The following is a 14,423-nucleotide window of genomic DNA, read 5'->3' as shown; positions in this document are numbered from 1 at the left end:
GTCAGCCGCCTGCCGGCAGGGCGGTGAAGGGCACCTTGCCGGGATTGAAGAGCAGATCGGGATCGAGCGCCTGCTTGATGCTGTCGGCCATCACCCGCTTCACCGGATCGGAATAGGTGAGGTAGGCGTGCCGTTTTTCAAGGCCGATTCCGTGCTCGGCGGAAAAGCTGCCGCCGAGTTCGCGCACGCCCTCATAGACGGCGGCTTCGATCGCCCGCTGGCGGTCCGGCCCCACCGCGCCGGCATGGGTGATCGAGATGTGCAGGTTGCCATCGGCCATGTGGCCGTAGACATAGGCGCCGTGAAGCGGATCGACCTGAAACAGCCTTGCCCGGAAATCCGCCACGTAGCGGTCGAGGCTGCCCGGCGGCACGGAGATGTCGAAGGAGGGCGCGTCCGGGTGTTCGCGATAGATGAAATCCGCCTCCTCGCGAAGCTGCCAGAAGCTGCGGGCCTGGCGGAGCGATTGGGCGACGAGGCCGGAGGTGATGCCGGCGCCTTCCCAGTGCTGCGCCAGAACCGTTTCCAGCCTCTCGCGCGCCGCATCCGCCGTTTCGCCCGAAACCTCCACCAGCAGCACGCAGGCGGTCCCGGCGGGAAGCCAGCCGGCATCGAAGCCGTGATTGCGCGCGCTGTCGTCGAAGAAGTGCCGCCACATCAGCTCGGCGCCCTCGAGCTCGATCCCCGTCTCGGCCTGCAGCGCCCCCGCCAGCCGAAGCGCATGGGCGGCAGAGGGAAGACCGATCAGCGCCGACGCCCGCTCCGTGCGGAAGGGTTCGAGCTTCAGCACCGCGCGCGTGACGAAGCCGAAGGCGCCTTCGCCGCCGATCAGCAGATGCTTCAGGTCGGGGCCCGCCGAAACCTTGATCACGCGGGTGAGGTCGGAGAACACCGACCCGTCCGGCAGAACCGCCTCAAGCCCCAGGACCTGATGACGCATGACGCCGTTGCGGAAGGCAAGGATGCCGCCGGCATTGGTCGACACCATGCCGCCGATGGTGGCCGTGCCGCGCGCCGCAAGATCGATGCGCGGCGTCAGGCCCAGCGGCCGAAGCCGGTTCTGGAGCGCCTCCAGCGTCACGCCCGCGCCGACCGTGACCGTCATTTCATCCGCATGGATGGCCTCGATGGCATTCAGTCTGGCAGAGCTGAGGATCAGTTCGCCGGGCCGGGAGATGCCGCCGCCGGCAAGCCCGGTGCGCCCGCCCTGCGAAACGACGGGAATGCGATGAGCCCGGGTAAAGGCGACGAGGGCTGCGGCCTCCGGCGCGGAGGCGGGCATCGCCATCACGCCGGCCGCAAGATTTGCCGGGTGTTCGCCGGGCGCCCGGCCGGACAGATCGGAGGGTCCCGCAAGCGAGAGTGCGGGGAAGGCGGCGCGAAGCGCGCTCTCGAGCGCGTGCGGATCGGTTGCTGTCATGGAATGCCTGTCCGGTGGGTCGGTCCAAGGCTATGACAAAACCGGTCCCGGCTTCAAGCGCCCTGTGCTAGAGAGGGCCGCTCCAGCTTTGCCAGAGCAGCATGCCCAGAACGAGAAGCCCGACGCCCGAGAGAGTCGCCGTGAGATAGGCAAGGGCAACCCGAAGCCATTGCCGGGGATGGCGCGCTCCGAGAAACTGGCCGATGGCGAAGATGGTGTAGGTCGCGCCGACCGCATAGTGCAGCCCGCTCGGCGGCACCCGGTGAAAGGGCGTGAACAGAAGATCCACCAGGGACTGGATGAGCAGGTTCTCGGCCATGATGTAGGTCATGGCGATGGTGTATTCCGGCAGGCTCCAGCCTTCGCGCCGATAGAAGACGTAGCGGATCAGAAGGGCCGAAAGCACCGCCTGAAGGAGCGCGATCTGGTAGAAATGCTCGACAAGCCAGCGCGCCATGTGGACCGCCGCGGCATCCGAAGCGTCCGGGCCGGAAAGGCCGAGAGCGGCCGGATCGATCCCGCCGCCCCGCTCGCCGTAGAGACCGAGCACCCAGTAGTGGAAAGCGGCCAGGATGAGCAGGTAATTGACCGGCTTGACCAGGAGGTTGCGGTTTTCGGAGAGATAGGCGCGGATCTGGTGCCCGGGAGCAAGCAGCAGCCCGAAGGCCGTCTGCCGGAAGCCCTTCTGCAGCCAGCTTGCCACGAACTCCATCGCCATCGCGGAAAAGGTCAGGCGCGGCGGGTCCGTTTCCAGCCCGCACTTGCTGCAGAACCGGCCGTGGCGGTCGTGCTGGCAGGGGGTGATCCGGAGCGGTTGGAACATGCGGCAATCCTTTTGGATCATGCTCTAACCTGCGCCTTGCCACGGGGCAAGCGGCATGGCGGGGCAGGGCGGCTTTCCGCAAGCCGCGATGCGCCTGTTGCGTGCAACAATATTGACGTGAACGTTAACGTAAACTACTTTCATTCCCGCTTGGCATTCGCATGTGCAAAATGAGGGGTTCTGCGTCGCAAACCCGGCTCGACAAGCTTCTTTTCATTTGCCAAGAGAGAATGCGAAATTCGGGGAAGGGGCCGCCCGGGATGCGGCCGCGAGTGGAGACTGTACGAAAATGAGCGAAGCGATGGAGCTGCCCGAACGGGAGAGCATGGAATTCGACGTGGTGATCGTTGGCGCGGGCCCTGCGGGCCTGTCTGCGGCCATCCGTCTGAAGCAGGTGAACCCGGAGCTGACGGTGGTCGTGCTCGAGAAGGGCTCGGAAGTCGGCGCGCATATCCTTTCCGGCGCGGTTGTCGACCCCATCGGCATCGACCGCCTTCTGCCCGGCTGGCGCGAGGAAGAGGGGCATCCCTTCAAGACCGAGGTGACCGACGACCACTTCCTGTTCCTCGGCCCGGCCGGCTCGATCCGCCTGCCGAACGCCTTCATGCCGCCGCTGATGAACAATCACGGCAACTACATCGTCTCGCTCGGCAATGTCTGTCGCTGGCTGGCGACCAAGGCGGAAGAACTCGGCGTCGAGATCTATCCCGGCTTTGCCGCATCCGAAGTGCTCTATAATGACGAAGGTGCCGTCATCGGCGTCGCCACCGGCGACATGGGCATCGGCCGCGATGGCCAGCCCGGCCCCAACTATACCCGCGGCATGGCGCTGCTCGGCAAGTACACGCTGATTTCGGAAGGCGTGCGCGGTTCGCTCGCCAAGCAGCTGATCGCCAAGTACAAGCTCGACGAGGGCCGCGAGCCCGGCAAGTTCGGCATCGGCATCAAGGAACTCTGGCAGGTAAAGCCGGAAAACCACAAGCCCGGCCTCGTCCAGCACTCCTTCGGCTGGCCGCTGGACATGAAGACGGGCGGCGGCTCATTCCTCTATCACCTCGAAGACAACATGGTGGCCGTGGGCTTCGTGGTGCACCTGAACTACAAGAACCCCTGGCTCTATCCCTTCGAGGAATTCCAGCGCTTCAAGACCCATCCGGCAATCCGCGGCACCTTCGAGGGCGGCAAGCGCCTCTCCTATGGCGCGCGCGCGATCACCGAAGGCGGCTGGCAGTCCGTGCCGAAGCTCTCCTTCCCGGGCGGCGCGCTCATCGGCTGCTCGGCAGGCTTCGTCAACGTTCCCCGCATCAAGGGGTCGCACAATGCGGTTCTGTCCGGCATGCTCGCGGCGGAAAAGCTGGCCGAAGCCATTGCCGCCGGCCGCGCCAATGACGAGCCGGTCGAGATCGAGAACGAATGGCGCAACACCGACATCGGCACCGATCTCAAGCGCGTGCGCAACGTCAAGCCGCTCTGGTCGAAGTTCGGCACGGCGGTCGGCGTGGCGCTGGGCGGCCTCGACATGTGGACCAACCAGCTTTTCGGCTTCTCCTTCTTCGGCACGCTGAAGCACGGCAAGACCGATGCGGCTTCGCTGGAGCCGGCCGCCCAGCACAAGAAGATCGAGTATCCGAAGCCGGACGGCGTTCTGACCTTCGACCGTCTCTCCTCGGTGTTCCTGTCGAACACCAACCACGAGGAAGACCAGCCGATCCATCTGCAGTTGAAGAACCCGGAGCTGCAGAAGTCGTCCGAACTGGACGTCTATGGTGGCCCGTCGAACCGCTACTGCCCGGCAGGCGTCTATGAATGGGTGGAGAAGGACGGCAAGCCGGTCTTCGTCATCAACGCGCAGAACTGCGTGCACTGCAAGACCTGCGACATCAAGGACCCGAACCAGAACATCAACTGGGTGCCGCCGCAGGGTGGGGAAGGGCCGGTTTACCCGAACATGTGATGTTCGGGCGAGGCCCGCGCGAACCATGGCGGCAGGGATGTGACCGGGGCCGGAGTGTCATCCGGCCGGGATCGCAACCCGCCGGTTCCGGCAAGCTCAGGCCCTCCGGGCGTTTCCCGGCCGGCCGCAAAAGAGTGACCCTGCCGGCTTAAGTGACGAACCGGCAGGGTCTGCGTCCTGCAGGCGGAGACCCCCCTACCGCCGAGGATGCATGACGACCGTTCCCCCGGAACGAACCGTGCGTGATTTCTAAATTAGAACAGATTCATTAAAAGAGGCTTATCCTCCCGTCAAGGTCTGCCTTTGGCGGGGGCGAAGGCCGCGTGTCCGGGAGATGCAGGTGATCAGGGCCATCATTTTCGATCTCGACGGCACGCTTGTCGACAGCGAGCTGATTGCGGCGGAAACGCTGGCGAGCCTTCTCCCCGAGATCGGGCTCGATGGCGCCGAAATCGCGGCGCGCTATCGCGGATGGCGTTTCGCCACCATCCTGTCAGAGCTTGGAAAGTCCACCGACCGTCTGCTCGACGATGCGTTCATCGCCACCTATCGCGCCGCTGCCGGGCATCGGTACGAGCGCGAACTCAAGGCCTTTCCGGGTGTTCACGCGGCGCTGGAGGCGCTCGATCTGCCGATCGCGATTGCCTCGAGCGGGCCGCCGGAAAAGATCGCCCGCTCGCTGGCGATCACCGGTCTTTCCCGCTTCTTTCCGCGTCATGCCTACAGCGCCTATACGCTGAACAGCTGGAAGCCGGAGCCGGCCCTCTTCCTGCATGCGGCCGGGGCGCTGGGTTATCCTGCGGGTGACGTGCTGGTGGTGGAAGACAGCGGCGTCGGTCTGGAGGCCGCGCGCCGGGCCGCGATGCGGGCGGTGCTGCACGATCCGGAAGGGAAGGGCGAGCATGACGTGCCGCGCTTTTCGAGCTATGCCGATTTCGCCCCCTTGCTGGCCGGATTCCGAGGCGCCGCGGCCGGCGAAATGTAAACGGTTGCGAAGCGGTCTTTACCGTCGGTTAACCATAATTCCCTTAGGTTTCCTGCCATAACCAAATCTAAAGGGTTTTCTCCATGTCCCTCTCGCGTCGCGGTTTCCTGCTCGGCCTGCCGGTTTTCCTCGCCGGCTGCGCCACGAATAACGATCAGGCGAAATATGCCGCCATTCCGGAGGAAAGGTTTCCGCTGGACAAGGTGCCGCTGGAGAAGATCAAGCCGGAACTGCGCCGCACCGAAGTGGCCTACGAGACAAAGCATCCTGCCGGCACGATCGTGGTCGATACCCCGGCCCGCAGGCTCTACTACGTGCTCGGCAATGGCCGGGCCATGCGCTACGGCATCGGCGTCGGGCGCAACGGCTACTCGCTGGCCGGCTGGGCGCATGTGGGCCGCAAGGCGGAATGGCCGAGCTGGACGCCGTCGCCCAACATGCTCAGGCGCGATCCCAAGAAGAACATGAAATATGCCGGCGGCGTGCCCGGCGGGCCGAACAATCCGCTCGGCGCCCGCGCCATGTATCTCTACCAGGGCGGACGCGACACCATGTTCCGCATCCACGGCACCAACCAGCCGCAATCCATCGGTCTTGCCATGTCCTCCGGCTGTGTCCGGATGATGAACCACGACGTGATCGACCTCTACAGCCGCGTTTCCGTCGGCGACCGGGTCTATGTCATCCAGGGCGTGCGCGACGTCTGACGAACGGCGGGCCAATGCCCTCAGGCCGGGTCCAGCCCGGCCGCCTTGCGCAGGGCCGCATTCATGCGGCTCTGCCAGCCCTTGCCCCCGGCCTTGAAATGCGCGACCAGATCCGCATCGAGCCGAAGCGTCACCTGCTTCTTCGGGCTCTCCACCGTCGGCCGCCCGCGCTGGCGCTGCATTTCGACCAGCGCTTCATAGATTTCCGGCGGCAGCGCCTCCTTGGCGGGGCGCATCGAGCGAAGCTCTTCCTCGGTCAACTCGGGCGAATCGACGTCGTCCCAGTCGTCCTTCGTGTAGCCGCGACCGGGCACGAATTCCTTCAGTGTCGGATAGATCTTGACCATAAGAACTCCTTTCTTTCCCGGGCGCTCGCGGGCCTCAGGGATATGAGAGAGATCGCTTCCCTGCCGAGAAGAGCAAAAATCACGATCACGATCGTTCCCGACAAGACACCTGTCGCCTTGAGCCGGTGCTGACCGTATCTCGACATGTGAGCAGCGCCGAAAACAGCGGTGACCCAGTCGAAGTGGTCGATCTGCTCAAAATCAAAACCGTGCTTGGCCAGATTGCTGATGCGCTTCCGCTCGTCCCAAATGATCTTCATTAAATGTAACTACAAAAAATAAAAGAGTCAATTCAGTATATCCGGATATATGAAAAAGAAAATGGCCGGGTTGCGCCCGGCCATTGTCGCTGTTCCAGGTCGGCTGCCGTCCTCAGTGGGTGAAGGCGGCGGCGATCAGGGTTTTGGTGTAATCCGCGCGCGGTGCGTCGAAGATCATCTCCGTATCGCCCTGTTCCACGATCTTGCCGTCCTTCATCACGATCACGTGGTCGGAGATCGCGCGGATCACCGAGAGGTCATGGCTGATGAAGACATAGGAGAGGCCGTGTTTCTCCTGGAGGTCGCGCAGGAGCTCGATGACCTGCCGCTGGACGGACCGGTCCAGCGCGGAGGTGGGCTCATCGAGCACGACCACTTTCGGCTTCAGGATCATCGAGCGGGCGATGGCGATGCGCTGGCGCTGGCCGCCGGAAAACTCGTGCGGGTAGCGGTTGCGGGTCGCGGGGTCGAGCCCCACTTCCTTGAGTGCCGCCACGGCACGGGCATCCCGCTCCGCCTTGGAGAGCTGCGGTTCGTGGACGAAGAGCCCCTCGGTAATGATCTCGCCCACCGTCTGGCGGGGCGAAAGCGAACCATAGGGATCCTGGAAGACGAGCTGCATCTCGCGGCGATAGGGACGCATCGCGGCCCGGTCGAATTTCGAGATTTCCGTCTGGCCGAAACGCACGTAGCCCGCCGAGGGCAGGAGCTTCAGCAGTGCCCGCCCGAGGGTGGACTTGCCGGACCCGCTCTCGCCGACGATGCCGATGGTCTGGCCCTGTTCGAGACGGATGCTCACGTCGTCCACCGCGCGGAAGGTGCGCGTGCCGCCGGCCAGGAAGCCGCCGCCGATGGCGAAATCCACGGTCACGTTGCGCCCCTCGAGAATGACGGGGCTGCCGGGCGGCGGAGGCGGCTTGTGGCCGGAAGGTTCCGCTGCCAGCAGCATCTTCGTGTAGTCCGCCTGCGGGCGCTCGAAGATGTCGTCTCTCGGTCCCTGCTCGACGATTTCGCCGCGCCGCATCACCACAACCCGGTCGGCGACGTGCTTCACCACGCCGAGATCGTGGGTGATCAGGATGATCGCCATGCCGAATTTCTTCTGCAGGTCGGCCAGCAGCCTGAGGATCTGCGCCTGGATGGTCACGTCGAGCGCGGTGGTGGGTTCGTCGGCGATCAGCAGGTCCGGATCGTTGGCGAGCGCCATGGCGATCATCACGCGCTGGCGCTGACCGCCGGACAGTTCGTGCGGATAGCTGTCGATGCGCCGCTCCGGCTCGGGGATGCCGACGAGCTTCAGGAGTTCCAGAACGCGGGCCCGGGCATCGCCCTTGCTCATCCCCTTGTGGTGGATGAGGGGTTCGGAGATCTGCCGTCCGATCCGGTAGAGCGGGTCGAGAGAGGTCATCGGTTCCTGGAAGATCATGGTGATCTTGGAGCCGCGCACCCCGTTCAGCACGCGCAGCGGCGCATTCACCAGCTCTTCGCCGGCATAGCGGGCCGAGCCGGACACGCGGCCATTGGCGGCCAGCAGTCCCATGATGCCCATCATGGTCTGGCTCTTTCCGGAGCCGCTTTCGCCGACGATCGCCAGCGTCTCTCCCCGGCTGACCGAGAAGCTCACGCCCTTGACCGCCTGGACTGTGCCGTCGGGCGTGTCGAACTCCACCTTCAGGTCCTTCACGTCGAGGACCGTTTCCATCTTTTCCGTCATGTCAGCGGTCCTTCGGATCGAGGGCATCGCGCAATCCGTCGCCGATGAAGTTCAGCGAGAAGAGCGTCAGCACGAAGAAGACCGAGGGGAAGATCAGCTGCCAGTAGGCAGACTGGATGTTGCGTGCACCCTCGGCGATCAGCGTTCCCCAGCTGGCGAGCGGCGCCTGCACGCCGAGCCCTAGGAAGGAGAGGAAGCTTTCGAGCAGCATCACCTGCGGCACCACGGAGGTGACGAAGACGATGACAGGGCCGATGGTGTTGGGGATGATGTGCCGGCGGATGATCTGCCAGTCGGTGAGGCCGAGCGCCTCCGCCGCCCCGACGAATTCCCGCCGCTTGAGCGACAGCGTCTGGCCGCGCACGATGCGGGCCATTTCCAGCCATTGCACCGCCCCGATGACGATGAAGATCAGCGTGATCGACCGCCCGAAGAAGACGACGAGCACCACCACCAGGAAGATGAAGGGCAGCGAATAGAGGATTTCGACGAAACGCATCATCACGTTGTCGACCCGTCCGCCGATATAGCCGGAGGTCGCGCCATAGAGCACGCCGATGCCGAGCGAAACGAGGGATGCGGCAACCCCGACTGCTATCGAGATCTGGCCGCCCAGCATGACGCGGGCGAGCAGATCGCGGCCGTTGTTGTCGGTCCCGAAGAGGAAGTATTCCTGGTCCACGTGACCGGTCAGCGTCATCGACAGCTGGTCGGCCGCGGTTTCCTTGACTTGCGTGTTCTCGAACTCGTTGGCGCGGTCGAAATAGCGCACGGCGCGCGGATCGATCGGCTTCGAGCCGGCGATCACCGCTGTGTAGGTGCCGTTCTCGACCTCGAAGGAGGACAGGGTGACGCGGGCGCGCTTGGCGGCGTTCTCCGCCACTTCCTTCAGCGTTTCCGGATCGGGCCGCGGCGAAAGGCTGGGAGCAATGGTGACGTAGGAGGGGAACACCTCGTCGTAGCCATGCTTCAGGAAGACCGGGCCGACATAGGAAAAGAGCACGATCAGCGCCAGCATCAGGCAGCCCAGCATGGCGGCCTTGTTGCGCCGGAAGCGGATCCAGGCCAGTTGCGACAGGCTGCGGCTCGGCCGTTCGTCTGCCGGCGGCATCTCCGCGGCGGCCACGGTGGCGATGGTTTTCTCAGTCATGGCGCACCCTCGGATCGAGCAGACCGTAGAGAATGTCGACGATCAGGTTGAACAGGATCACGAAGACGGCGATCAGGATGACGGTGCCCATCACCAGCGTGTAGTCGCGGTTGAGCGAGCCGAGCACGAAGTAGCGTCCGACACCGGGAATGGCGAAGATGGTTTCCACCACCGCCGAGCCGGTGAGTAGGGCCGCGGCGCAGGGGCCGAGATAGGTTAGCACCGGCAGCATGGCGCCCCGCATGGCGTGGGTGATCACGACCACCCGCGGCGGCAGGCCATAGGCCCGTGCGGTGCGGATGTGATCGGTGTGCAGAGCCTCGATCATCGAGCCGCGCGTCAGTCGGGCAAAGACCGCAAGCTGCGGCAGGCCGAGCGAAAGCACCGGGAGCACGAGGAAGCGGAACGAACCGTCGCCCCAGCTTCCCGCCGGCAGCCAGCTCAGCATGATCGCGAAGATCAGGGTCAGAACCGGGCCCATCACGAAGTTCGGCACGGTCACCCCGATGGTGGCGATCACCATCAGCGTGTAGTCGATCCAGCCGTTCTGGCGCAGCGCCGCGATCGTTCCCAGGAGAACGCCGCCGACCACGGCAACGAGCAGGGCCCACAGGCCGAGCTCGATGGAATAGGGCAGGGCCTTGCCGATCAGCTCGGCAACGGTGTTGTCCTTGTAGACGAAGCTTGGCCCGAAATCGCCCATCGCCGCATTGGACAGATAGGTGAAGTACTGCTTCCACAGGGGCTGGTCGAGGCCATAGGTCTTCATCACGTTCGCCATCGTCTGGGGGGCCAGCGGGCGCTCGAGGTTGAAGGGGCCGCCAGGGGCGAAGCGCATCATGAAAAAGGAGATGGTGACGACCACGAAGATCGTCGGAACGGCGCTCAGGAGGCGCCTCAGCACAAACTGGATCATGGCAAAAGACCCGCCGCCGGATCGGGTCTCGATCCGGCGGGCGGGCTCCCTCTACGGCGTTATTCGGCGACGCTCAGATATTTCGAGAGATGTTCGTTCACGGCGTTGTCTTCCCAACCCTTGATGCGGTCGGAGACGAGCCAGAGGTTCGCGTAATTCATCAGCGAGGCGATGGGCTGATCGCGGTTGATCATTTCCTCCGCCTTCTTCATCAGCTCCATGCGCTTGGCCGGGTCGGTCTCGTCATAGGACTGCTTCAGCAGCGCATCATATTCCGGGTTGTTGTAGTGCCCGTAGTTGAAGCTCTTGTTGGTGGAGATCATCAGCGACAGGAAGTTTTCCGGATCGCCGTAGTCGGCCGACCAGCCGGCGCGCGCCACGTTGAACTTGCCGCCTTCGGTCAGGTAGGCGTAATGGGCCGACACATCCGAATTCTGCAGGCTGACCTTGGCGCCGAAGGTGTTCTTCCACATGTCCGCCACGGCGGTCGCGACGCGCTCGTGGTCGGTGTTGGTGTTGTAGCGGATCTCGATGTTGAGCGGCTTGCCGCCTTCGCCGTAGCCGGCTTCCTTCATCAGCTCGAGAGCCTTGTCCTCGCGGTCGATCTGCGACATGGAGGCCCATTCCGGAACCGGGCCCTTGCCGTAGCCTTCCATGCCTTCCGGAACGAGGTTGTAGACCGGCAGCTGCGCGCCGTTATAGATCTCGTTCGCCAGGAATTCCCGGTCGATGGCCATGGAGAGCGCCTGACGGACGCGCACGTCGCTGTAGGGCTCCTGGCGGGTGTCGAAGGAATAGTAATAGGTGGAGAGCGCCGGGGTCACGCGGACCTGGTCCTTGTACTGCTCGCGCAGGCGTTTGATCTCGCTCGAGGAGAAGTGATAGACGGTGTCCAGTTCCTTCGCCTCGAAGCGGCGGATATTGGCCGCATCGTCTTCGGACGGATAGAAGATCACCTTGTCCAGCTTGACGTTGGCCGCATCCCAGTAGTTTTCGTTCTTCGCCACGGTAAGGCTGTCGTTCGGGATATGCGCCTCGAGCTTGAAGGCGCCGTTCGACACCATGTTGCCCGGCTTCACATAGTCCTTGCCGAACTTTTCCACATTGGCCTTGTTGACCGGCAGTGCCGTCATGTGCGCCATCAGCTGCGGGAAGTAGGGGGTCGGACGCTCGAGCGTGTATTCGACGGTCTTGGCATCCACGGCCTTGACGCCCAGCTGGTCGACCGGCACTTCGCCCTTGTTGACCTTCTCGGCATTCTTGATCGGATAGAGGATGTTGGCATATTCGGCGGCGGTCTTCGGATCCTCGACGCGCTGGGCGGAGAAGACGAAGTCCTCGGCGGTCACGGGCGACCCGTCGGACCACTTGGCATTTTCACGCAGCTTGAAGGTGTAGACGGTGCCGTCTTCCGAGACGGTCCAGCTTTCGGCCGCGCCGGGAACGATCTTGCCGTCGGCGGAGTAGATGGTCAGGCCCTCGAACAGGTCCTTGAGAACGAAGGCTTCGATATCGACCGACACATGGGCGCTGTCCAGCGTCTGCGGTTCGCCCGAATTGCCGCGATGGAACACGGCTTCCGCGAGCGCCGGGCTGGCGCCGATCAAGAGGGAGCCCAGAAGCAGGGCTGCATGCCACTTCGTTCTCATGAGGGACATTGATGTTCTCCTTCCCCATTCGTGGTTTTTATTGAGAAGCAGAGCAAAGTCCAAAATTGTCCTCGTGACAACCCGTCAACCTTCGTATTTTCCGTGAACGTAAACGGCACGGCGGGGGAAAACACTATTTTTTTGCTGAAATGGAAAGCTTTTGACGCCTTGGCGACAGTTCATGTCTCAAGCGGGGCAAAAATTGCAACTTAATGTCGGTGCAATGACGATTTCATGACGCTTTTCGGACAGGGCCTTCTCGCGACCTGCATCCTGCAGGCCGCCTGATCCCCTTCGTATCATGTGGATAAACATGAGCGATGCGGAATATACTGCTGTCTCACGCGCGATTCCGTGGGACTTCTGGCTGGCGCGGGGCGCAACGGAGTGGTCGAGATGCCCCTTGGTCAGGCGCTGGCATGTCCTCGCCGACTTCGGGAAATGGGCCGGTTCTATCCGACGTGCCGGCGGCAAGAGGCCGGCGCCCGCGTCTTTCTTGATGGGAAAAGGACGAGCGGGACGGTCGATGAGCCGCGCCTGCGGTCTCCGGCGGACGGGAAAGCAACTGGCATGTCGAAGGGAGGGTTGGACGATGACGCTGATGAACTGCCTCTACCGGGCAACGGTGAGACCCGATCCCGATGGCGGGTTCCTCGTTACCTTCAGCGATGTGCCGGAAGCCGTGACTCACGGCAAAACGCGTGCGGAGGCGCTTGCAAGCGCCGGTGAGGCCCTTGGCCTCGCCCTGCGCGGCATCGTCGCTGATGGCGGACGCCTGCCGGAAGCTCGCGCCATCGAGGGTGTTCCCGTTTCTCCCGCTGCGCAGGATGTCATCAAGCTCGCGGTGATCGCCGCCTTTCAGGAGGCAGCGATCACCAAGACCGAACTGGCGCGCCGTCTCGGACGCACCGAGACCGAGGCCAGGCGCATCCTCGATCCGGACCACGGCACCAAGCTTCCGCTTCTCCAGCAAGCTCTTGAAGCGATGGGCAAAAGGCTGGTGATCTCGCTGATGGACGCTCCCTAGATCCGGGCGAGGTAGGTCTGGTAGTCGAAGTCCGAGACGGTGCGCAGATAGGTGATGGCTTCCTTGCGCTTGGTGTCGCCGTAGAGCTTCTGATAGGCGGGCCCGAAGATGTCGGCGATGAAGGGCGAGGCTGCGAATTCCTCGACCGCCGTCAGGAAATCATGCGTCAGGCGGCCGGGGTTCTCGGGCGCGCTTTCCGGTGTCACCGGCTCGCCGGGATCGATTTCGTTCTCCAGCCCGTAGAGCATGCCGCCGAGAATGGCAGTCAGGAGCAGGTGCGGATGGGCATCGGCCCCGGCGACACGGTGCTCGACGCGGGCGGCCGGACCATTGGCATCGGGAATGCGGATCGCCGTACCGCGATGGGCAAAGCCCCAGGTGAGATCGACCGGCGCGAAGGAATTCGGCTGGAACCGGCGATAGGAATTGGCAAAGGGCGCGAAGACGAGCTGGCACTCGCGCATGGTCTTCAGCATGCCGCCGCACAGGTGCTTGAGTTTCACCGGATCGCCGCCCCGGGCATCGAGCACGTTGTTGCCGTCCTTGTCGATCAGGCTGGCATGGACATGCAGGCCGGAACCGGCGTGATTGCCGTAAGGCTTTGCCATGCAAGTGGATTTCAGCCCGTGCTTGCGCGCGGCTTCCTCGACGATGCGCTTCAGGTAGATGCAATCGTCTGCCGCCGCGAGCGCATCCGGGCGGTGGTTGAGATTGACCTCGAACTGACCGGGGCCGAACTCCGCGGTGGTGGCATCCGCGGGCAGTTCCATGGCGCGGGCATAGGCGCGCACGGTCTGCAGGTAGTCGTCCAGCGCGTCCACGGCGCGCATGTCGTAAAGCTGGTAGCCGTTCGGCTCGTCACGGTAGCGCAGCGCCTTCGGCGGCGTCGGCCGGCCGGTCTCGTTCCAGTCGCCCTCGACCACGTAGAATTCCAGTTCGGTCGCCACCACGGGGGTGAGTCCGAGCTTGCGATAGCGCTCGAGCAGGCGGGCAAGGATCGCCCGGGGATCGAGGAACATCGGCTGGCCGTTCATGTCGTGCATGGTCGCCAGAACCTGGCTCGAGCCCGGCGGCGCCCAGGGCAGCGGCACATGGGTGCGCCGGTCTGGAACGCAAAGCCCGTCCGGATCGCCGACCGACTGGGAGAGGCCCGTCAGGTCGTCGTTGTCGTCGCCCCAGATGTCGAGCGACTGGGTGGAGGAAGGCAGGCGCACCTCGCCCTTCCAGACCTTCTTCTCGGCTTCTAGCGGAAGTTGTTTTCCCCTGAGGTCTCCGTTCATGCCCACCAGCAGAAGCTCGATCCTCGGCACCGCGTGTCCGGTTGCATTCACGGCATTGCGCACTTGTGATTCTGTCATGTTCCCCCACTCTTTTTCAGAGCTTTTCACGGTCCGTCCCGAGCCAGCGCGCTCCGCTCCCTTGCAAAACAAGTGGCTCAAGTACATGCTCACAGCGTAAATCTCATGCCAAT

General features: G+C 63.8%; 13 protein-coding genes. 4 read left to right on the top strand and 9 right to left on the bottom strand.

Annotated features, from left to right (window positions below):
- Window position 1: 1 nt before the first annotated feature.
- Together GGR23_RS14270 and GGR23_RS14265 are read right to left on the bottom strand one after the other, a co-directional pair.
- Entirely contained in the window at window positions 2-1,420 is a 1,419-nt protein-coding gene (locus GGR23_RS14270) for an FAD-binding oxidoreductase (protein WP_183366969.1), read from the bottom strand.
- 67 nt (window positions 1,421-1,487) lie between these two features.
- A complete protein-coding gene (locus tag GGR23_RS14265; protein ID WP_183366968.1) occupies window positions 1,488-2,243 on the bottom strand; it encodes a DUF3667 domain-containing protein in 756 nt (251 codons plus the stop codon).
- 289 nt (window positions 2,244-2,532) lie between these two features.
- On the opposite strand from GGR23_RS14265, the gene GGR23_RS14260 reads away from it, so the two are divergent.
- The 3 genes from GGR23_RS14260 (at window position 2,533) to GGR23_RS14250 (ending at window position 5,889) form a co-directional block, all read left to right on the top strand.
- The gene (locus tag GGR23_RS14260; RefSeq protein WP_183366967.1) at window positions 2,533-4,197 is read left to right on the top strand and encodes an electron transfer flavoprotein-ubiquinone oxidoreductase; all 1,665 of its coding nucleotides are present in this window, start codon (window positions 2,533-2,535) and stop codon (window positions 4,195-4,197) included.
- A gap of 340 nt (window positions 4,198-4,537) precedes the next feature.
- Window positions 4,538-5,182 (top strand): HAD family hydrolase, encoded by a 645-nt coding sequence (locus tag GGR23_RS14255; RefSeq protein WP_183366966.1) that lies wholly within the window; start codon window positions 4,538-4,540, stop codon window positions 5,180-5,182.
- An 83-nt stretch (window positions 5,183-5,265) separates the two neighbouring features.
- Window positions 5,266-5,889: a L,D-transpeptidase gene (locus GGR23_RS14250; protein ID WP_183366965.1), complete on the top strand. Its 624-nt coding sequence runs from the start codon at window positions 5,266-5,268 to the stop codon at window positions 5,887-5,889.
- Between the two features lie 20 nt (window positions 5,890-5,909).
- Here GGR23_RS14250 and GGR23_RS14245 read toward each other — a convergent pair whose 3' ends face one another.
- From GGR23_RS14245 to GGR23_RS14220, 6 genes are all read right to left on the bottom strand, one after another.
- Window positions 5,910-6,236 carry a BrnA antitoxin family protein gene (locus GGR23_RS14245; protein WP_183366964.1) on the bottom strand — a complete coding sequence of 109 codons (327 nt, stop codon included), beginning with the start codon at window positions 6,234-6,236 and terminating at the stop codon, window positions 5,910-5,912.
- The gene (locus GGR23_RS14240; protein ID WP_183366963.1) at window positions 6,212-6,496 is read right to left on the bottom strand and encodes a BrnT family toxin; all 285 of its coding nucleotides are present in this window, start codon (window positions 6,494-6,496) and stop codon (window positions 6,212-6,214) included. Before GGR23_RS14240 ends, GGR23_RS14245 begins: the two co-directional genes overlap by 25 nt.
- Window positions 6,497-6,608: 112 nt before the next feature.
- Window positions 6,609-8,237, bottom strand: coding sequence for an ABC transporter ATP-binding protein (locus GGR23_RS14235; RefSeq protein ID WP_382341755.1), 1,629 nt, complete (start codon window positions 8,235-8,237; stop codon window positions 6,609-6,611).
- Window positions 8,212-9,360, bottom strand: a complete 1,149-nt coding sequence (locus GGR23_RS14230) for an ABC transporter permease (RefSeq protein WP_183366961.1) — start codon at window positions 9,358-9,360, stop codon at window positions 8,212-8,214. Before GGR23_RS14230 ends, GGR23_RS14235 begins: the two co-directional genes overlap by 26 nt.
- Window positions 9,353-10,276, bottom strand: coding sequence for an oligopeptide ABC transporter permease OppB (gene oppB / locus GGR23_RS14225; RefSeq protein WP_183366960.1), 924 nt, complete (start codon window positions 10,274-10,276; stop codon window positions 9,353-9,355). The genes GGR23_RS14230 and oppB overlap by 8 nt, the downstream gene beginning before the upstream one ends.
- Before the next feature lie 59 nt (window positions 10,277-10,335).
- Entirely contained in the window at window positions 10,336-11,934 is a 1,599-nt protein-coding gene (locus GGR23_RS14220; protein WP_183366959.1) for a peptide ABC transporter substrate-binding protein, read from the bottom strand.
- A gap of 592 nt (window positions 11,935-12,526) precedes the next feature.
- Between GGR23_RS14220 and GGR23_RS14215 the strand changes: the two genes are divergently transcribed.
- Window positions 12,527-12,952, top strand: a complete 426-nt coding sequence (locus GGR23_RS14215; protein ID WP_183367059.1) for a type II toxin-antitoxin system HicB family antitoxin — start codon at window positions 12,527-12,529, stop codon at window positions 12,950-12,952.
- Here the strand turns inward: GGR23_RS14215 and GGR23_RS14210 are convergent.
- Entirely contained in the window at window positions 12,949-14,310 is a 1,362-nt protein-coding gene (locus GGR23_RS14210) for a glutamine synthetase family protein (RefSeq protein WP_183366958.1), read from the bottom strand. The two genes, GGR23_RS14215 and GGR23_RS14210, sit on opposite strands and share 4 nt — an antisense overlap.
- Between the last annotated feature and the right edge of the window lie 113 nt (window positions 14,311-14,423).

Origin of the sequence: Gellertiella hungarica, from assembly GCF_014197145.1 — a bacterium.
In the GTDB taxonomy this organism is placed as follows: Bacteria; Pseudomonadota; Alphaproteobacteria; order Rhizobiales; family Rhizobiaceae; genus Gellertiella; species Gellertiella hungarica.
Note: the sequence above shows the minus strand (reverse complement) of the source record. Positions and strands in the feature narration are given on the sequence as shown.